General features: G+C 71.2%; 23 protein-coding genes. 14 read left to right on the top strand and 9 right to left on the bottom strand.

Annotation, left to right across the window (positions count from 1 at the left end; genetic code table 11):
- Nucleotides 1–162 precede the first annotated feature (162 nt).
- From BJF86_RS01245 to dnaK, 4 genes are read right to left on the bottom strand one after another with little or no spacing between them, the layout of a single operon-like run.
- Nucleotides 163–600: a heat shock protein transcriptional repressor HspR gene (locus tag BJF86_RS01245; protein ID WP_075816644.1), complete on the bottom strand. Its 438-nt coding sequence runs from the start codon at nt 598–600 to the stop codon at nt 163–165.
- Nucleotides 601–603: 3 nt separating this feature from the next.
- Nucleotides 604–1,677 (bottom strand): DnaJ C-terminal domain-containing protein, encoded by a 1,074-nt coding sequence (locus tag BJF86_RS01240; RefSeq protein ID WP_075816643.1) that lies wholly within the window; start codon nt 1,675–1,677, stop codon nt 604–606.
- 47 nt (nt 1,678–1,724) lie between these two features.
- Nucleotides 1,725–2,426 carry a nucleotide exchange factor GrpE gene (locus BJF86_RS01235; protein WP_075816642.1) on the bottom strand — a complete coding sequence of 234 codons (702 nt, stop codon included), beginning with the start codon at nt 2,424–2,426 and terminating at the stop codon, nt 1,725–1,727.
- Nucleotides 2,423–4,330, bottom strand: a complete 1,908-nt coding sequence (dnaK, locus tag BJF86_RS01230; protein WP_075816641.1) for a molecular chaperone DnaK — start codon at nt 4,328–4,330, stop codon at nt 2,423–2,425. Before dnaK ends, BJF86_RS01235 begins: the two co-directional genes overlap by 4 nt.
- 279 nt (nt 4,331–4,609) lie before the next feature.
- On the opposite strand from dnaK, the gene BJF86_RS01225 reads away from it, so the two are divergent.
- Both BJF86_RS01225 and BJF86_RS01220 read left to right on the top strand, forming a co-directional pair.
- Nucleotides 4,610–5,836 (top strand): ATP-binding protein, encoded by a 1,227-nt coding sequence (locus tag BJF86_RS01225; RefSeq protein WP_237768030.1) that lies wholly within the window; start codon nt 4,610–4,612, stop codon nt 5,834–5,836.
- Between the two features lie 145 nt (nt 5,837–5,981).
- Nucleotides 5,982–6,980: an alpha/beta hydrolase gene (locus BJF86_RS01220; protein ID WP_075816640.1), complete on the top strand. Its 999-nt coding sequence runs from the start codon at nt 5,982–5,984 to the stop codon at nt 6,978–6,980.
- Here BJF86_RS01220 and BJF86_RS18240 read toward each other — a convergent pair.
- The gene (locus BJF86_RS18240) at nt 6,940–7,155 is read right to left on the bottom strand and encodes a hypothetical protein (RefSeq protein ID WP_237768029.1); all 216 of its coding nucleotides are present in this window, start codon (nt 7,153–7,155) and stop codon (nt 6,940–6,942) included. The two genes, BJF86_RS01220 and BJF86_RS18240, sit on opposite strands and share 41 nt — an antisense overlap.
- Nucleotides 7,156–7,273: 118 nt before the next feature.
- On the opposite strand from BJF86_RS18240, the gene BJF86_RS01210 reads away from it, so the two are divergent.
- Nucleotides 7,274–7,525: an antitoxin gene (locus BJF86_RS01210; RefSeq protein WP_075812181.1), complete on the top strand. Its 252-nt coding sequence runs from the start codon at nt 7,274–7,276 to the stop codon at nt 7,523–7,525.
- A complete protein-coding gene (locus BJF86_RS01205; RefSeq protein WP_075816639.1) occupies nt 7,522–7,947 on the top strand; it encodes a TA system VapC family ribonuclease toxin in 426 nt (141 codons plus the stop codon). Before BJF86_RS01210 ends, BJF86_RS01205 begins: the two co-directional genes overlap by 4 nt.
- A gap of 83 nt (nt 7,948–8,030) precedes the next feature.
- On the opposite strand, the gene BJF86_RS01200 is transcribed toward BJF86_RS01205, so the two are convergent.
- A complete protein-coding gene (locus tag BJF86_RS01200) occupies nt 8,031–8,345 on the bottom strand; it encodes a GNAT family N-acetyltransferase (protein WP_075816638.1) in 315 nt (104 codons plus the stop codon).
- A gap of 58 nt (nt 8,346–8,403) precedes the next feature.
- Here BJF86_RS01200 and BJF86_RS01195 point away from each other — a divergent pair, with 58 nt between their 5' ends.
- The 8 genes from BJF86_RS01195 (at nt 8,404) to BJF86_RS01165 (ending at nt 11,706) form a co-directional block, all read left to right on the top strand.
- On the top strand, nt 8,404–8,631 hold the full coding sequence (locus tag BJF86_RS01195; protein ID WP_075816637.1) for a ribbon-helix-helix protein, CopG family: 228 nt from the start codon (nt 8,404–8,406) through the stop codon (nt 8,629–8,631).
- On the top strand, nt 8,628–9,053 hold the full coding sequence (locus BJF86_RS01190; protein WP_075816636.1) for a TA system VapC family ribonuclease toxin: 426 nt from the start codon (nt 8,628–8,630) through the stop codon (nt 9,051–9,053). Before BJF86_RS01195 ends, BJF86_RS01190 begins: the two co-directional genes overlap by 4 nt.
- A gap of 247 nt (nt 9,054–9,300) precedes the next feature.
- On the top strand, nt 9,301–9,591 hold the full coding sequence (locus BJF86_RS01185) for a type II toxin-antitoxin system Phd/YefM family antitoxin (RefSeq protein WP_075816635.1): 291 nt from the start codon (nt 9,301–9,303) through the stop codon (nt 9,589–9,591).
- Nucleotides 9,588–9,992, top strand: coding sequence for a PIN domain-containing protein (locus tag BJF86_RS01180; protein ID WP_202817294.1), 405 nt, complete (start codon nt 9,588–9,590; stop codon nt 9,990–9,992). The genes BJF86_RS01185 and BJF86_RS01180 overlap by 4 nt, the downstream gene beginning before the upstream one ends.
- A 76-nt stretch (nt 9,993–10,068) precedes the next feature.
- Nucleotides 10,069–10,221 carry a type II toxin-antitoxin system VapC family toxin gene (locus BJF86_RS01175; RefSeq protein WP_202817293.1) on the top strand — a complete coding sequence of 51 codons (153 nt, stop codon included), beginning with the start codon at nt 10,069–10,071 and terminating at the stop codon, nt 10,219–10,221.
- A 78-nt stretch (nt 10,222–10,299) separates the two neighbouring features.
- Nucleotides 10,300–10,512 carry a hypothetical protein gene (locus tag BJF86_RS19445; RefSeq protein ID WP_321166126.1) on the top strand — a complete coding sequence of 71 codons (213 nt, stop codon included), beginning with the start codon at nt 10,300–10,302 and terminating at the stop codon, nt 10,510–10,512.
- Nucleotides 10,479–11,057 (top strand): class I SAM-dependent methyltransferase, encoded by a 579-nt coding sequence (locus tag BJF86_RS01170; protein WP_321166125.1) that lies wholly within the window; start codon nt 10,479–10,481, stop codon nt 11,055–11,057. Before BJF86_RS19445 ends, BJF86_RS01170 begins: the two co-directional genes overlap by 34 nt.
- Before the next feature lies 1 nt (nt 11,058).
- The gene (locus BJF86_RS01165) at nt 11,059–11,706 is read left to right on the top strand and encodes a hypothetical protein (RefSeq protein WP_075816634.1); all 648 of its coding nucleotides are present in this window, start codon (nt 11,059–11,061) and stop codon (nt 11,704–11,706) included.
- 122 nt (nt 11,707–11,828) lie between these two features.
- On the opposite strand, the gene BJF86_RS01160 is transcribed toward BJF86_RS01165, so the two are convergent.
- From BJF86_RS01160 to BJF86_RS01150, 3 genes are read right to left on the bottom strand one after another with little or no spacing between them, the layout of a single operon-like run.
- Entirely contained in the window at nt 11,829–12,248 is a 420-nt protein-coding gene (locus BJF86_RS01160) for a VOC family protein (RefSeq protein ID WP_075811963.1), read from the bottom strand.
- The gene (locus tag BJF86_RS01155) at nt 12,245–13,126 is read right to left on the bottom strand and encodes a helix-turn-helix domain-containing protein (protein WP_075816633.1); all 882 of its coding nucleotides are present in this window, start codon (nt 13,124–13,126) and stop codon (nt 12,245–12,247) included. Before BJF86_RS01155 ends, BJF86_RS01160 begins: the two co-directional genes overlap by 4 nt.
- 24 nt (nt 13,127–13,150) lie before the next feature.
- A complete protein-coding gene (locus BJF86_RS01150) occupies nt 13,151–14,698 on the bottom strand; it encodes a GMC family oxidoreductase (protein ID WP_075816632.1) in 1,548 nt (515 codons plus the stop codon).
- 61 nt (nt 14,699–14,759) lie between these two features.
- Between BJF86_RS01150 and BJF86_RS01145 the strand changes: the two genes are divergently transcribed.
- Both BJF86_RS01145 and BJF86_RS01140 read left to right on the top strand, forming a co-directional pair.
- A complete protein-coding gene (locus tag BJF86_RS01145; RefSeq protein ID WP_022925343.1) occupies nt 14,760–14,990 on the top strand; it encodes a FitA-like ribbon-helix-helix domain-containing protein in 231 nt (76 codons plus the stop codon).
- Nucleotides 14,987–15,373, top strand: coding sequence for a type II toxin-antitoxin system VapC family toxin (locus BJF86_RS01140; protein WP_075816631.1), 387 nt, complete (start codon nt 14,987–14,989; stop codon nt 15,371–15,373). The genes BJF86_RS01145 and BJF86_RS01140 overlap by 4 nt, the downstream gene beginning before the upstream one ends.
- Nucleotides 15,374–15,478 lie beyond the last annotated feature (105 nt).

Raw genomic sequence — 15,478 nt, 5'->3', positions numbered from 1 at the left:
CCCGTGGCGCGGGCGCGGCCCCAGCGTGGGCGTCCCCCGGCCCAGGAGTGACCACGGCATAGGCGAACCTCCATCGGGAAGTTCGCCGATGCAGGTCGTGCTATCCCGACGTCGGTCCCGAGCGGCAAGGCTTCCTGGAAAGGGCAGCCCGGGCCGGGGCGCTCAGTCGCGGGGCCACCCTTGCGGGCGCCAGAGCGCCAGCGCCGTCGTGCCCGCGCGGCCGGGCGGCCGCTGGCCAGCGCGCACGGCGACGACCTCTCCCCCGAGGTCGGCGGCAAAGACCCGGCCGCCCTGCGCGGCGTGGTCGTGCAGCCGCTCGTTGTCCGCAAGGAGCTGGGCGACCCGGTCGCGCAGCGCCTCGACCTGCACCTCCAGCTCCATGATGCGCTGGATGCCGGCGAGGCTCACGCCCTCGGCGGAGAGCCGCTGCACCTCGCGCAGCCGGTCGACGTCCCGCGAGGAGTAGCGACGGCCCCCGCCCCGGGTGCGCGAGGGCGTGACCAGTCCGAGCCGGTCGTACTGCCGCAGCGTCTGGGCGTGCATCCCGGCCAGCTCGGCGGCGACCGAGATGACGTAGACGGGGGTGTCGCGGTCGACCACGGCTCAGCCCTGCGCCTGCCGGATCAGGTCGGCACGGGGGTCGCTGTCGCCCTCCTCGGCCCGCAGCGCCTCGACGGCCTGCCGGGCCTCGTCGGACAGCCGCTGCGGGACCATGACCTGCACCTTGGCGAGCAGGTCGCCGGTGCCCTTCGTCGTCTGGATGCCGCGGCCCTTGACCCGCAGCACCCGCCCCGACGGCGTGCCGGGCGCGACCTTGACCTTGACGGTGCTGCCGTCGAGGGTCGGCACCCGCACGGTCGCCCCCAGCGCCGCCTCCGAGAAGGTGACGGGCAGGTCGAGGGTGAGGTGGTCGCCGTCGCGGCCGAAGACGGGGTGCGGGGTGACGGTGACCTTGAGGTACATGTCACCGGGCTCGCCGCCCTGCATCGGCGCGGGCATGCCCTTGCCCTTGAGCCGGATCCGCTGGCCGTCCTTGACGCCGGCCGGGATCCGGGTGGTGATCCGCCCACCGTCGGGCTTGGAGAGGGTGACGGTGTCGCCCATCGCCGCCGACCGGAAGTCGAGCGTGGTGGACGCCTCTACGTCCTGGCCGCGGGGCATACCCCCGCCACGTCCCTGACCGGTGAACCCACCGCCGCCGGGGAAGCCCTGCGCGCCGCCCGGGAACCCTCCCGGGAATCCCTGGCCGCCCTGCTGCTGGAAGCCGCCCGCGCCACCGAAGGCACCGAGCAGGTCCTCCAAGTCGATTCCGCCGGCACCGCCCTGGCCGAAGCGAACGTTCTGGGCGCCACCGGCACCGCCGAACATCTGCGCGAAGACGTCCTCGAAGCCGCCACCGGCTCCGCCCGGGCCGCCGGAGCCCGCGGTGAAGCGGGCCCCGCCGCCCATGGCGCGCACGGCGTCGTACTGCTTGCGCTGCTCGGCGTCGGAGAGCACCGCGTAGGCCTCACCGATGTCCTTGAAGCGCTGCTCGGCGGCCGCGTCGCCCGGGTTGTTGTCCGGGTGGTGCTGCCGCGCCAGCTTGCGATAGGTCTTCTTCAGCTCCTTGGCGTCGACGTCCTTGCTGACGCCGAGGATCGCGTAGAAGTCCTTCTCGAACCAGTCCTGGTTCACCATCGGTGCTCACCTCCTCCTTCGTGCCCGATGTTGCGTGGGTATGCCCGTCAGCTCGGGTCCGCGACGGCGACGCGCGCGGCGCGCACGACCTGGTCGCCGACCTTGAAGCCGGGCTGCATGACCTGCACGATCGTCATCTCGGTCGCGCCCTCGGGCAGATCGGCCTGATCGGCCGGCAGGTGCATCAGCGCCTCGTGGACGGTCGGGTCGAAGACGTCGCCGACCGCGCCGACCCGCTCGACGCCGAAGCGGCCCAGGGCCTGCTCCAGCTTGTCGGCGATCGCCGCGAACGGGCTGCCCTCGGCGATGTCGCCGTGCTCCCGGGCGGAGTGCACGTCGTCCAGCACCGGCAGCAGCGCCTCGACGACGGCGCCGGTCGCCCGGCCGCGGTCGGCCTCCCGCTCGCGCTGGGTGCGGTTGCGGAAGTTGACGAACTCCGCTTGCATTCGGCGCATCTCCTCCAGCCGCTCCGCGGCCAGGAGGGTGTCCGGGTGGGTGTCGCTCTCGGCGCCCTCAGCGGCGTCGGCGGTGGGGCCGGCCTCGGGGGCCTGGCCCTCCTCCGTCACCTGCTGCTCGGGCGCGCCCTGCTCGTCCTTCTCGTCGGTCACGGACCCTGCACCTTCCGTCGTCTGCCGCAGCTTGCCCGTCTCGGGGTCGATGCGGCGCTTGTCCCGGATGACCGGGCCCGCCCCGGGGCGCTCCTCGTCGGGAGCGCCCTCGGGGTGGGTGCCGTGCGGCTGGTCGGTCACTTGGTGTCCTCGTCGTCGTCGACGACCTCGGCGTCGACCACGTCCTCGTCGGAGCCCTGCTGGGCACCGGCGTCGGGGCCACCCTCGGCGCCGCCGGGGAAGCCGGCACCAGCACCGGCGTCACCCTGCGCACCCTCGGACTGCGCGGCATACATCGCCGAGCCCATCTTCTGGCTCTCGGTGGAGAGGGCCTCCATCTTGGCCTTGATGTCGTCCAGGCTGGCGCCGCTGTCCTCCTTGAGCGCGTCCTTGAGGTCGGTCAGCGCGGTGTCGACCGGGCCGCGGGTGTCCGCGGGCACCTGCTCGCCGGAGTCGGCGAGGAACTTCTCGGTCGAGTAGACCAGCTGCTCCGCCGTGTTGCGGGTCTCGGTCTCCTCGCGGCGAGCCTTGTCCTCCTCGGCGTGCGCCTCGGCGTCCTTGATCATCCGCTCGATCTCGTCCTTCGGCAGCGCGGAGCCACCGGAGATCGTCATCGACTGCTCCTTGCCGGTGCCACGGTCCTTGGCGGACACGTGCACGATGCCGTTGGCGTCGATGTCGAAGGTGACCTCGATCTGCGGGACGCCGCGGGGGGCCGGGGCGATGCCGGTGAGCTCGAAGTTGCCGAGCAGCTTGTTGTGCGCGGCGATCTCGCGCTCACCCTGGTAGACCTGGATGCCCACCGACGGCTGGTTGTCGCTGGCCGTGGTGAAGACCTCGGAGCGCTTGGTCGGGATCGCGGTGTTGCGCTCGATGAGCCGCGTCATGATCCCGCCCTGGGTCTCGATGCCCAGGCTCAGCGGGGTGACGTCGATGAGGAGCACGTCCTTGCGGTCGCCCTTGAGGACGCCGGCCTGCAGGGCGGCGCCGACGGCGACGACCTCGTCCGGGTTGACGCCCTTGTTGGGCTCCTTGCCACCGGTCATCTTCTTGACGACGTCGACGACGGCGGGCATACGGGTCGAGCCACCGACGAGGACGACGTGGTCGATCTGGTCGACCTTGATCCCGGCGTCCTGGATGACCTGCTCGAAGGGCTGCTTGACCCGGTCGAGGAGGTCGGAGGTCATCTGCTCGAACTGCGCGCGGGTGAGGGTCTCGTCCAGGTGGATGGGGCCGTTCTCACCCATGGAGAGGTACTGCAGGTTGATGGAGGTGCTCGAGCTCGAGCTCAGCTCCTTCTTGGCCTGCTCGGCCGCGTCCTTGAGCCGCTGCAGCGCGATCTTGTCGTTGCTGAGGTCGACGCCGGACTGGTTCTTCACCGTGGTGACCAGGTGGTCGATGATGCGCTGGTCCCAGTCGTCACCACCGAGCTTGTTGTCACCGTGCGTGGCCTTGACCTGGATGGTCGCGAAGCCGTCGTCGGCGTCCTTGCCCACCTCGAGGAGGGACACGTCGAAGGTGCCACCACCGAGGTCGAAGACGAGGATGAGCTCGTCCTCCTTGCCCTTGTCGAGGCCGTAGGCGAGCGCCGCTGCAGTCGGCTCGTTGACGATGCGCAGGACGTTGAGGCCCGCGATCTCACCGGCGTCCTTGGTGGCCTGCCGCTCGGCGTCGTCGAAGTAGGCCGGCACGGTGATGACCGCGTCGGTGACGTCCTCGCCGAGGTAGGACTCGGCGTCCCGCTTGAGCTTCATCAGCGTGCGGGCGCTGATCTCCTGCGGGGTGTAGCTCTTGCCGTCGATCTCGGTGCTCCAGTCGGTGCCCATGTGGCGCTTGACGGAGCGGATGGTTCGGTCGACGTTGGTGACGGCCTGCCGCTTGGCGACCTCACCCACGAGCACCTCGCCGTTCTTGGCGAAGCTGACGACGGAGGGGGTGGTGCGCCCACCCTCGGCGTTGGCGATGATCTCGGGCTCGCCACCGGTCAGCACGGCGACGGCCGAGTTGGTGGTGCCGAGGTCGATTCCGACTGCACGTCCCATGAACTGCTCTCCTTGGTATGTCGTGGCGCACCTCGTGCGCCCGGGTTGATACGTCTGCACTCAACTCTGGTGAGTGGCCGGCGTGTTGTCAAGCCGAGGCTCAGTGAAGTTGAGTTCACTAGGCTCAACTGTGGTTGTACCTAGATTGTTCCCCGCCTGGCCGTGTGCGGTCGCGCTCGCACGGGCGAACATCCAACAGTAGTGCAGAGATGCGACTAAAAGTAGGGTAACAAGGCGACTGAGAGTAGTGTAGTGCCCGTGGATTACCAACGCAGAGCGATGGACGATGAGCTGGATCGACTCCTGCCGCTCTCTCCTGCCATCGCCCTCGAGGGCGCCAAGGGCGTCGGGAAGACCGACACCGCGCGGCGGCGCGCACGCACCACCTACCTCCTCGACGACCCCGACGACCTCGCGGCGTTTCAGGCTGATCCGCGGGCCATTCGAGACACGGCCACCCCGGTCCTTCTCGACGAATGGCAGCGGCACCCAGCCAGCTGGGACGTAGTGCGACGATGGGTCGACGCGGGCGCCGAGCCAGGTTCTGCCCTGCTGACGGGGAGCGCCGGGCTGAGGTCTGGTGTGGAGGCGCATTCGGGCGCAGGGAGGATCCTGACGCGCCGGATGCGACCCATGGCACTGTTCGAGCGAGGGGCCACAGAGCGGAGCGTCAGCCTGTCAGGGCTGCTCACGGGCTCGAGCGAGGTGTCGGGCAGTACCACGTTCCGAGCTGTCGACTACCTCGCTCAGATCACCGAGAGTGGCTTCCCAGGCATCCGAGCGGCCGCTCCCGACGTGCAGCGGGACCTCCTCGACGCCTATGTAGCGGCCATCATCGACCGCGACCTGGCGGAGAGCGGGGTGCAGGTGCGTCGCAAGGAGACGCTGCGTCGCTGGCTCACCGCCTACGCTGCAGCGTCGTCGAGCACCACGGCATACTCCAAGATCCTCGACGCCTCGGCCGCTGGTGACGGCTCGCAACCGGCCAAGACCACCACTATCACCTATCGAGACCACCTCACGGGAATCTTCGTGCTGGACCCGGTCCCGGGCTGGAGCCCCTCGGCCAACCCGTTCGCGCCGCTCCAGGTCGGCCCGAAGCATCAGCTCGTCGATCCGGCGCTCGCCGCTCGCATGTTGGGACACACCGCCGCCTCGCTGCAGGGAACTCGGGGACGGGCTCTGACGGGGCCGCTCTTCGAGTCTCTGGCCACTCTGTCCGTGCGAGTGGCTGCAGAGCGGGCGCGCGCCCGCGTGGGACACCTTCGCACCCGTCAGGGTGATCGCGAGGTCGACCTCGTGGTCGAGGGCCCCGAGGGCCAGGTCCTGGGAGTCGAGGTCAAGTGGTCTCGCGAGGTGGGTGATGCCGATGTCAAGCACCTGCACTGGTTGCGCGACAAGATGGGGGCCGACTGCGTGGACACGCTAGTGCTCTCGACCGGCAGTCGCGCGTATCGGCGGCGTGACGGTGTGGCCGTCGTCCCGCTCGCGCTGCTCGGGGCCTGAACCCTCCTGGCGACGACAGACCAGCAAGTTCGCGATGGTGGGTCCTTTGACGCGTCCAGCGGTTTCGGAGTGGTCCGCGGCTGGCTCCCACCCCGCCGGGTCTGATGCACTGGCATCCGTGTCACCGCGCGACAAGGAGACCCTCATGAAGTTGATCTGGACCGCCGTGTTCACGGCTTTGGCCGCGGCCGGGCTGGCCAAGCATCGACAGGTATGCCGAGCCAGGCCCGAGCTGCGGGTTGCCGCGGCATACACCCCGAACCCCCTCTCCGACCGCAGCCTGCCACTCATCAAGGCCGGTCTGGCCCGGTTGACGCAGGCCGAGGACGCCAGCCGCACGCAAGTCTCGGTGCCGTCGCCGGACGGGCCGGTGACGGCCTTCACCTACGCCCCGGCGTCGGGCGAGCCCCACGGTGCGCTGCTCTGGATCCACGGCGGCGGAAGGGTCCTGGGGTCGGCGGCCCAGGACCACGACCTGTGCCAGATGCTCGCCGATCACGCCGGGTTGTTCGTCCTGAGCGTCGACTACCGCCTGGCGCCGGAGCACCCCTACCCCGCGCCGCTGGATGACTGTCACGCCGCGCTCACCTGGCTCGTGGAGCGCCGCCGCGCTGACGGACCGACGGCCGGCGGGATCGCCGTCGGGGGCGCGAGCGCCGGGGGTGGTCTCGCCGCCGAGCTCGCGCAGCGCGCGCACGACGAGGGGCTCCAGGTGGACTTGCAGCTGCTCCTCTACCCGATGCTCGACGACCGCACCCTGAGTCACGGGCCCCAGGACCGTGGTCGCCTCGTGTGGACACCGGGCGCGAACCGCGCCGCATGGTCCGCCTACCTCAGCCACCCCGCGGGGCAGGACGAGCAGCGCCCGTATGCCGTCGGCGCCCGTCGCGACGACCTCACCGGACTGGCGCCGGCGTGGATCGGCGTCGGTGACCTCGACCTTTTCTACGACGAGAACGTCGACTACGCCCGGCGGCTCGAGGCGGCCGGGGTCGCGGTCGAGCTGCACGTCGAGGAGGGGATGTACCACGGCGCCGATGCGCTCCCGGGCACGGCAGACGCACCCTCGATGGTCGCCCTCCGGGGCCGGATGGCCGAGGCAGTCAGAGCCGCGATGGAGCGGGAGCCCCTCGATCGGTCGTGACCGGCATTTCCTCGAAGGTGAACCTCTGCACGATGCGGTCCTCGGTGATCTGGTGGAAGCACCCGCGGAACCAGTACTCCTCACCACCGCGGCGGGCGACGTAGCGTTCCCACGACACGATGGCGACGATCTCTACCGTCGGCACGACCAGGCGACGTGGGTCACGCCGCAGCAACGACTCCCCTACGCACAGGCACTGGGGAACGAGCTCGGGCTACCCACGACCTTCGCGTCACGACGTGCAACCCAGTTGCACACAAAGCATCAACTGCCATGATGCTATGCTGTCAATCATGCGGACGACTGTCACGCTCGACGCCGATGTCGAGCACATCATCAGGCGCCGGATGCAGGAGAAGGGCGTCTCCTTCAAGCGCGCGCTCAACGGCGCCATCCGTGACGGCGCACAGGACCGGCCGACGCGGCGCCACGAGACGCCGACGTTCGATATGGGCGTACCCACGGTGGATGTGACGAAGGCTCTACGCCTGTCCGGCGAGCTCGAGGACGAGTCGCTCCTCGGGCGTCTACGACGTGGAGCATGAAACTCGTCGATGCCAACGTGCTCCTGCACGCCGTCAACAGCGCGTCCCCCGACCATGCCGTCGCCAAGCGGTGGCTGGACGACTCGCTCAGCGGCAAGGACACGGTGGGCCTGGCGTGGGCAGCACTGCTCGCGGTCGTGCGACTGGCCACCCGCCCGGGGCTCTTCGCCCGGCCCCTGACCACCGACGAGGTTCTCGGCGTGGTCCGCGGCTGGCTGACCGCGCCCTCGGCCATCGTCCTCCACCCGGGCGAGCGTCACCTCGACCTCCTCGGTGAGCTGCTGTTCTCCGCCGGCACCGCAGGCAACCTCACCAGCGACGCACACCTCGCCGCTCTGGCGCTGGAGCACCACGCCACCGTCGTCACCTTCGACGCGGACTTCGACCGCTTCCCGGGGCTGACCTGGATGCGGCCCGCCTGACGTCCGGTATCGCCCTCCCCGCTCCTCTTTGACCGAAGCAGCAGCGACTCCTGCGCGCGACGACGACCTCCGGCTGGAGCCGGTCAAGCGGGACTTGCCGCAGCCCCGCGCTCAAGATCGCGCTCGAAGCGGCGCAGCGTCGGGTGGGGCGGAAATTCCGTGCGCGACGTGCTGTCGGTCGGCACCCACCCGTGGCGGCGGTAGAACCTCACGGCGCGCTCGTTCTCGTCGAAGACCCGCAACCAGGCGGTGGCGCGTCCCTGGGCGCGCAGGTGGTCGAGTACCTCGTCGTGGGCTCGCGGTGCCAGTCCTGAACCCCAGGTATGCAGCGCCGTCGCGAAGTGGAGGAACTCATCATCGCAGGTGGCCGCGAAACCAGCCAGCTGACCTTCCTCCACGATGGGCCCGGGCCTGGCGCCTCTCGCGGACGTCGCATCATGATGCTAACGTCATTGCATGAGGACGACGATCACGCTGAGCGATGATGTCGCAGCGGAGGTCGACCGGCTGCGGCGCGAGCGTGGCATGGGCCCGAGCGAGGCGGTGAACTCACTCGCCCGTCGCGGTATGACCGCACCCGACCAGCCGCCGTCCCCCTACCAGCACCAGTCGACGAAGCTCGGCCTCAAGGTCGACGTCCGCAACGTCGGCGAGGTCCTCGACCTGCTCGATGAGGCACCGTGATCATCGACGCCAACATCCTGCTCTACGCCATCGACGAGGACAGCCCGTTCTGGAGCCGCGCCTCGACATGGCTCACCGAGGCCATCTCTGGACACGAACGCATCGGACTTCCGTGGCAGACCATCGGCGCCTTCCTGCGGATCGCCACCCACCCGCGCATCGCCGAGCATCCGCTCTCCGCCTCGGCGGCGCAGGACTACGTCGACCGCTGGCTGGCTGCACCGACGGTATGGGTCCCACCCGCCACCGAGCGCACGGTCGGGGCATACGCGCAACTCACGAAGGCGCACCACATCACCGGCAACCTCGTGCCCGATGCCCAGCTCGCGGCGATCGCCCTGGAGCTCGGCGTCGCGGTGGTCTCGGCGGACTCGGACTTCGCCCGCTTCCCCGAGGTCCGGTGGGTCAACCCGCTGGCCTGACCCGCGCCACCCTGGCCGCTCGCCCGCGCTCGTCGCGCGCCTCGTCGAACTCTCACGCCGGTCGGCGCCACTCGACCGTCTCGCGCATGGCCTCGCCCCGAGCCGGGCGGCCATGCGGTGCGAGCCACGGTTGGTGGTGTCCGTCTCGGTCACGAGGTGCGTGACGCCCCGGCTCTCCAACGTGCGGGCCAGGCCGGTCGGGCCGAGATCCGGCGCCCCTCAGCTACAGGTTCGCTACGATAGCGCTATGAGCACGGAGATTCGCCAGTCCGACCTGCGCAACGACAATGCCGTCATCATGCGTCGCGTGGCGGCTGGCGAGTCCTTCGTGGTGACGGTCAACGGTCGGGCGGTCGCCGACGTCGTCCCCCAACAGCGCGACACGGGCCGGCGGGCCTTCGTGCCGACAGCCGATGCCGTGGCCGCTCTGACCAGTACTCCCCTCAGCAGGAGCGACGCCCGCCGCTGGCTCGCGGACATCCGCCAGGACGACGACACTCCCCGCGACCCCTGGGCGCGCCAGAGCAGCGGCGCATGAGCACCACCGTTCGGCGTGCCCTGCTCGACACCTCGGCCATCATCGAGCCGCCTTCCGCCTCGCAGTTGCGCGACCACGCCGACGAGCTCGCGGTGCCGGTCATCGCCATCGGGGAGCTGCACTACGGCATCACGGCCACCGACGACCCGCTGGAGCAGACCCGGCGACGTCAGCGCATCCGCAGCATCCTCGAGGTCTTCGACGTGCTCCCCTTCGACCTGCTCGCGGCGGAGTACTACGGAGCCTGGCCACCCTGGTCCGCGAGCATGGCCGCAACCCCCGTCCGCGGCGGATGCACCTGCAGATCGCCGCCACGGCGGTGCGGCATGACATACCGCTGCTCACCCGCAACCCCGACGACTTCGCCGGCCTGGAGGATGCCCTCGACCTGGTGGCGTTGACGACCGGCGGCTGATCGGGCCCCCCGGGTCATCGGATGGCGGAGGTATGCCGGCGGCGCTGCCGGACCGTGATGCCATGGCGCCGATGCAGCGTCGCGTCCTGGAGCTCCGGCACAACGCCACCGCCTACGACGCCTTCTACGTCGCTCTGGCGGAAACACTCGGTATACCGCTGCTCACCGATGACCAGCAGTTCGCCCGGGCGCCGGGCATGGGGTGGACGTGGTGATGTGGGGGTGAGCGCAGGCGAGCGGTGAAGCGCGTGTTGGTCGAGGAAGTCCCCAGGATCAGGCCGCACGCTGGTGGTATGACCTCGGACGCCGAACCGGCAGCGGACACCGCCGCAGCGGCCGTCGTCTCGTGGCGACCCGACGCCTACGACGACTTCGCCGCCAGCTACGAGGCGGAGAACGTCGCCAGCCTGCTCAACGCCTTCTACGCTCGCCCCGCCATGGTCGACCTCGCGGCGACGTCGACGGGCGCCGGATCCTGGACGCCGGGTGCGGGGCGGGGCCGCTGACCGCGCTGCTGCGCGATCGGGGAGCCCGCATGACCGGGCTCGACGGCAGCCCGGCCATGATCGACCTGGCCCGGAAGCGCCTGGGCGACGACGTGCCGCTGCACGTCCACGACCTGGCCCAACCCCTGCCCTTCGCCGCCGACTCCTTCGACGACGTGGTGTCCTCGCTGGTGCTGCACTATCTCGAAGACTGGGACGCGCCGCTCGCCGAGATCCGTCGGGTGCTCCGGCCGGGGGGCCGCTTCATCCTGGCGGTGAACCACCCCTTCGTGCGCACCTTCACCCACCCAGACGAGGACTACTTCGCGACGCGGCAGTACTCCGACGAGTTCGACTTCGACGGTCGGCCCGCAACGCTGACGATGTGGCACCGCCCCGTGCACGCGATCTTCAACGCCTTCACCCGCGCCGGGTTCGGCATCGAGATGGTCGACGAGCCGCCGCCCTCCCCGCAGACCCCGACCGAGCTCCTGCCGCCGCGCATCGCGAGCGGCGAGCGGACGGCATTCCTCTGCTTCCTCTTCGTCGTGCTGCGAGCGCCCTGACATGCGGTGGCTCCAGCGCGATGCGCCCGCCGCCCGGCTAGAGCTCGACGACCTGCCGGAAGACCTCCGCACCCTGCTGGAGGCGACCGTGGCAGGTGAGGAGGTCACCCTCACCCGCGGCGGCGAGCCGATCGGCACGCTCTCCTTCACCTCGCGGGTGCTGCAGGGCGCGATCCTCCACGCAGAGGACGAGGACGACGAGGACGAGCCGGCCACACCGCATACCGAGGGCGTCACCGTGGTCGCGACCGCGATGCGGCTGTCGAAGGCGGTGCGGGCGCGCCTCTCGGAGGAGTTCGGTGACGACTACCTCGTCATCGACATGACACAGGCCCCGCGGACTGCCGACGTGCTGCTGGTGCCGCCGGTCAGTACGCAACTCATCGGCAGTCTGCGCGCAATGTTCCCGGACGCGCGCGTCGTGGTGACCGAGATCGAGGACGAGGAGCTCGGCGTCAGCTATGGAGGGCAGGTCGGCCGGATGCTCGACGCCGGCGCCTCCGCCTACCTGCCGTCCCGGCCGATCGCGCAGGTCGCGGCGGGTGTGCGGCACCACCTGGCTCAGACCGAGGGGGCGGCGCTGGAGGGCAGCGGTGGCGCTGCGCCAGCCGCGTTGGAGGCTGCGCCCGAGGTCGGGACCGACGCCTGAGTGGCCCTCGGGTCGCCCGGCGTGCACAAGGGCACACGTGCCGATCCTGACCTGCGGGTTCACGCGTTGCCGCTGCGTTGTGCACGCCGGTCGGTACACCGGGTGGGTCCGGAGCAAGGGGGTCAGCGACGGCGGGGCTCGCCGGCGTAGGTCCCGAAGCTCCACTGGTTGCCCTCGGGATCGCGCACCAGCACCTCGCGGCTGCCGTAGGACTGCTCCACCGGAGCGTCCGGCACGTCGACACCCGCTCCGCGCGCCCGCGCCAAGACGGCATCGACGTCCGCGGTCACGACATACGCCGCCGTGGTGCCTAGGGTCTGGGAGAAGGGAGCGTCGGGGCGGTGCTGACCGAGCATCACACCTCCGCCCTCGGGCCAGTCGAGCTGCGCGTGCTGCAGGACGCCGTCGTCGTCTGTGTAGGCGACGGTCTCCTCGAACCCGAGGGCGACGAGGAAGTCGATGACGGCGCGCGGATCGCGCGCCTGGAAGGCGGGCCAGACGGTCGGCGGGTGCGTGCTGGGATCGGGCGCGGCGTCGGTCATGGCACCGATGCTGGCGCGCGGAGCGCCTCGCCGGCTTGGACGTTCGGGAACTCCTCGGCGAGCCAGGCCGTTGGGCTCAGACCCGCGAACTCGCCGAAGTCGCGGACCAGGTGGGCGTGGTCGTAGTAGCCGTGGTCGACGGCGAGCCCCGCGAGATCGAGCGAGCGACCGGGCACGGACGCGCACGCCCGGGTCGCCAGGGCCCGCCGCGCCGCGTCGAAGCGCACCAGTCGCGCCGCCGTCCGCACCGTCACCCCGAGCTCGGCGGCGAAGAGCGTGCTGAGCCGGCGACGCCCCAGGCCCACGTGCCGGGCCACGTCGTCGACCCGGACGGCCCCCCGCCGGGCACGCACCATCCGCCATGCCTCGGCCACCTCCGGGCGCAGCCTGGCGCCGTCGCCGACCGCGAGCCGCCCGAGCAGGAAGTCGGTCACCAGCCCGTAGCGGGTCTGCCAGTCCTCCGTCGCGGCCAGCCGCTCCGAGAGCCGCCGCAGGGCATCCCCCAGCAGGTCGGCGGCGTCCCAGTGATCCACCGGCAGCCCCGCCGCCGGAGCGCCGAAGAGGGCACGCGCCCCCAGCGGCGACACGGCGAGCTGGATCCCCTCCCACGTCTCCGGTTGCAGCACGAGGGCGCTGCGCACGTGGAGCCCGCTCAGCACGACCGCCTGCTCGTCGACCGAGCCGGCGTCGAGCGCCTCCCACGAGGTGGCGGTGCGCAGCGGGGCGCCGATCGCCAGCACCATGGTGAGGGTGTCGGAGGGCAGGCCGCGATGGACACCGGGGCGCATCCCCTCGGCCCGATAGCCGACCATCTCCCGCACGTGCCGACGCAGCGGCGGCGGCAGCACGGCGGGCGGCGGCGAGGTCCACACGACCATCGCCCCATCGTAGGTCGGCTCGATCTACCCCCTCAGCAGCTGCGCCGCCCGCTCGCCGATCACGACGCTGGGCGCGTGCGTGTGCCCGCGGATGATCTCGGGCATCACCGACGCGTCGGCGACGAGCAGCCGCTCGACACCGCGCACCCGCAGCTCGGGGTCGACCACTGACGCGGCATCGGTGCCCATCCGTGCGGTCGACGTCGGGTGGTAGAGCGTGTGCGCGTGCTGCTCCAACGCCACGACGGCCCGCTCCTCGGCGCTGAGCCGCTCGCCACCCACCGGGCGGACGTAGGACCCACCGGTCACGTCGCGCAGCGCAGGTGAGGCAAGGATCCGCTCGGCGATCGCCAGCCCGGCGAGCATGGTCGCGCGGTCGGCCCCCTCGGGGTCGCTGAGGTAGCGCGGGTCGATGCGCGGGTGCTCGAACGGGTCCGCCGAGGCGAGGCTGATCGTGCCGCGGCTGCGCGGCTGGAGCAGGATCGGGCCGAGCGTCAGGCCGTGCTCCGGTATGCCGTGGAGGCCCTCGTTGGCATACGCCACCGGTGCCCAGATCAGCTCCAGGTCCGGCTCGTCCAGCTCCGGCCGGGAGCGCACGAAACCGTAGGCCTCGGCGATGTTGGAGGTCAGCATCCCGCGGCGCCGCAGCAGATACCGGGCCAGGTTGGCCGTCGACGTCGCGGACGCGAGCGTGTCCGCCGAGGTGCGCGCGATGAGCCCGCTGACCAGGTGGTCGCGCAGGTTCTTGCCGACCTCGGGGGCGTCGACGAGCACCGGGATGCCGTGCTGCTGCAGCTCGGCGCCGGAGCCGATGCCCGAGAGCATGAGCAGCTGCGGCGTGTTGACCGCGCCGCCGCAGAGCACGACCGCCTGCCGCGCGGTCGCGGTCCGCCGGACCCCGCCGACGGCATACTCCACACCGGTCGCGACCCGCCCCTCGAAGAGCACCCGCGTCACGTGCGCGCGGGTGCGCACCTGGAGGTTCGGGCGCCCGGCCGCGGGTCGCAGGTATGCCTGTGCGGTGCTCGAGCGCGCGCCGCGCCGCTGCGTCACGCGGGTCTGGGTGAAGCCGTCGGGCGCTGCGGCGTTGGCCTCCTCGACCGCGAACCCGGCCTCGCCGGCGGCCTGCAGGAAGCGACGGGTGAGCGGACTCGGGTCGCGCTGCTCCTCGACCGAGACGAGCGTGCCCTGCAGCAGCGGCGCGACCTCGTCCGGTCCCCACGTCGGACCTGCGAGCTCGGCCCAGCGGTCGTAGTCGGCGGCGAAGCCCGGCACCCACATCATCGCGTTGAGCGAGGACGAGCCGCCGAGCACCTTGCCGCGCGGCCAGTAGATCGAGCGGCCAGCGAGCCGCGGCTGCGGCGTGGTGCGGTAGTTCCAGTCGGCCGTGGACTCGAAGAGCCGGGAGAAGGCCGCGGGGATGCGGACGTTCGGCGAGATGTCGCGCCCACCGGCCTCCAGCAGCAGCACCCGCCGCGAACCGTCCTCGGTCAGCCGGTGCGCCATGACGGCGCCCGCCGACCCGGCACCCACCACGACGACGTCATAGGTCTCGTCGCCCGGGGTGCTCACGCGCCTCACGGTAGCCGGGGCTCGTCCCGGTCGTGCACCCGTATGGATGTAATCTGTATGCATGGCATCCACCCTGCTGCAGATTCGCGGTGTCGATCCCGCGACGCGCGACGAGCTGGCCGCCCGCGCGGCCCGGCGCGGCCAGAGCCTGACGGCATACCTGCGCGACCTCCTCCAGCGCGAGGTCGCCACCCCTGACCTCGCAGAGGTCCTGGCCAGGGTGGACGCGCGGTCGGAGTCGAGCGCCGTGTCGGCGGTCGACATCATCCGCGCCGACCGCGACTCCCGATGATCGTCGTCGACGCCTCGGTGGTCGTCGACGCCCTCACCCAGCGCGAGCTGGCTCCTCTCCGGTCCCAGCTCGCCGAGGAGGTGCTCCACGCACCCGACCTCGTTGACCACGAGGTCGTCAGCGCGCTTCGCGGCCTGACCCTCGGCGGGCACCTGAGCGCCCATCGCGCGCAGGACGCTCTCGCCGACTTCGACGACCTCGCCCTGCGCCGACACCCCAGCACAGCCGCCCTCCGTGCCCACGTCTGGACGCTCCGCGACAACCTGACCAGCTACGACGCCGCGCACGTCGCCGTCGCCGCCGCGCTCGGGTGCCCGCTGTGGACCCGTGACCGTGGGCTCGCGGCGAGCGCTCGTCGGCACGTGACCGTCACGCTAGTGTGAGCCGGCCGAGGCGCCTGTCCCGGCGACACTCCGGCCCACGACGGCTCCAGCGTTCACGTGAACGCTGGAGCCGGTCTCGACTGGCGCGGCGCCGCCACGTGTCGC

The sequence above is a fragment of the Serinicoccus sp. CNJ-927 genome (genome assembly GCF_001942435.1).
Classification (GTDB): domain Bacteria; phylum Actinomycetota; class Actinomycetes; order Actinomycetales; family Dermatophilaceae; genus Ornithinicoccus; species Ornithinicoccus marinus.
The sequence above is the reverse complement of the archived record's forward strand: the minus strand, read 5'-3'. Positions and strand labels throughout refer to the sequence as shown.

Excerpts from the sequence above, each read along its gene's own strand:
- BJF86_RS01240 (WP_075816643.1), bottom strand. The coding sequence starts at position 1,677 with ATGGTGAACCAGGACTGGTTCGAGAAGGACTTCTACGCGATCCTCGGC.
- dnaK (WP_075816641.1), bottom strand. The coding sequence starts at position 4,330 with ATGGGACGTGCAGTCGGAATCGACCTCGGCACCACCAACTCGGCCGTC.
- BJF86_RS01225 (WP_237768030.1), top strand. The coding sequence starts at position 4,610 with ATGGACGATGAGCTGGATCGACTCCTGCCGCTCTCTCCTGCCATCGCC.
- BJF86_RS01220 (WP_075816640.1), top strand. The coding sequence starts at position 5,982 with ATGAAGTTGATCTGGACCGCCGTGTTCACGGCTTTGGCCGCGGCCGGG.
- BJF86_RS01210 (WP_075812181.1), top strand. The coding sequence starts at position 7,274 with ATGCGGACGACTGTCACGCTCGACGCCGATGTCGAGCACATCATCAGG.
- BJF86_RS01205 (WP_075816639.1), top strand. The coding sequence starts at position 7,522 with ATGAAACTCGTCGATGCCAACGTGCTCCTGCACGCCGTCAACAGCGCG.
- BJF86_RS01195 (WP_075816637.1), top strand. The coding sequence starts at position 8,404 with ATGAGGACGACGATCACGCTGAGCGATGATGTCGCAGCGGAGGTCGAC.
- BJF86_RS01185 (WP_075816635.1), top strand. The coding sequence starts at position 9,301 with ATGAGCACGGAGATTCGCCAGTCCGACCTGCGCAACGACAATGCCGTC.
- BJF86_RS01180 (WP_202817294.1), top strand. The coding sequence starts at position 9,588 with ATGAGCACCACCGTTCGGCGTGCCCTGCTCGACACCTCGGCCATCATC.
- BJF86_RS01175 (WP_202817293.1), top strand. The coding sequence starts at position 10,069 with ATGGCGCCGATGCAGCGTCGCGTCCTGGAGCTCCGGCACAACGCCACC.
- BJF86_RS19445 (WP_321166126.1), top strand. The coding sequence starts at position 10,300 with ATGACCTCGGACGCCGAACCGGCAGCGGACACCGCCGCAGCGGCCGTC.
- BJF86_RS01165 (WP_075816634.1), top strand. The coding sequence starts at position 11,059 with ATGCGGTGGCTCCAGCGCGATGCGCCCGCCGCCCGGCTAGAGCTCGAC.
- BJF86_RS01160 (WP_075811963.1), bottom strand. The coding sequence starts at position 12,248 with ATGACCGACGCCGCGCCCGATCCCAGCACGCACCCGCCGACCGTCTGG.
- BJF86_RS01155 (WP_075816633.1), bottom strand. The coding sequence starts at position 13,126 with ATGGTCGTGTGGACCTCGCCGCCGCCCGCCGTGCTGCCGCCGCCGCTG.
- BJF86_RS01145 (WP_022925343.1), top strand. The coding sequence starts at position 14,760 with ATGGCATCCACCCTGCTGCAGATTCGCGGTGTCGATCCCGCGACGCGC.
- BJF86_RS01140 (WP_075816631.1), top strand. The coding sequence starts at position 14,987 with ATGATCGTCGTCGACGCCTCGGTGGTCGTCGACGCCCTCACCCAGCGC.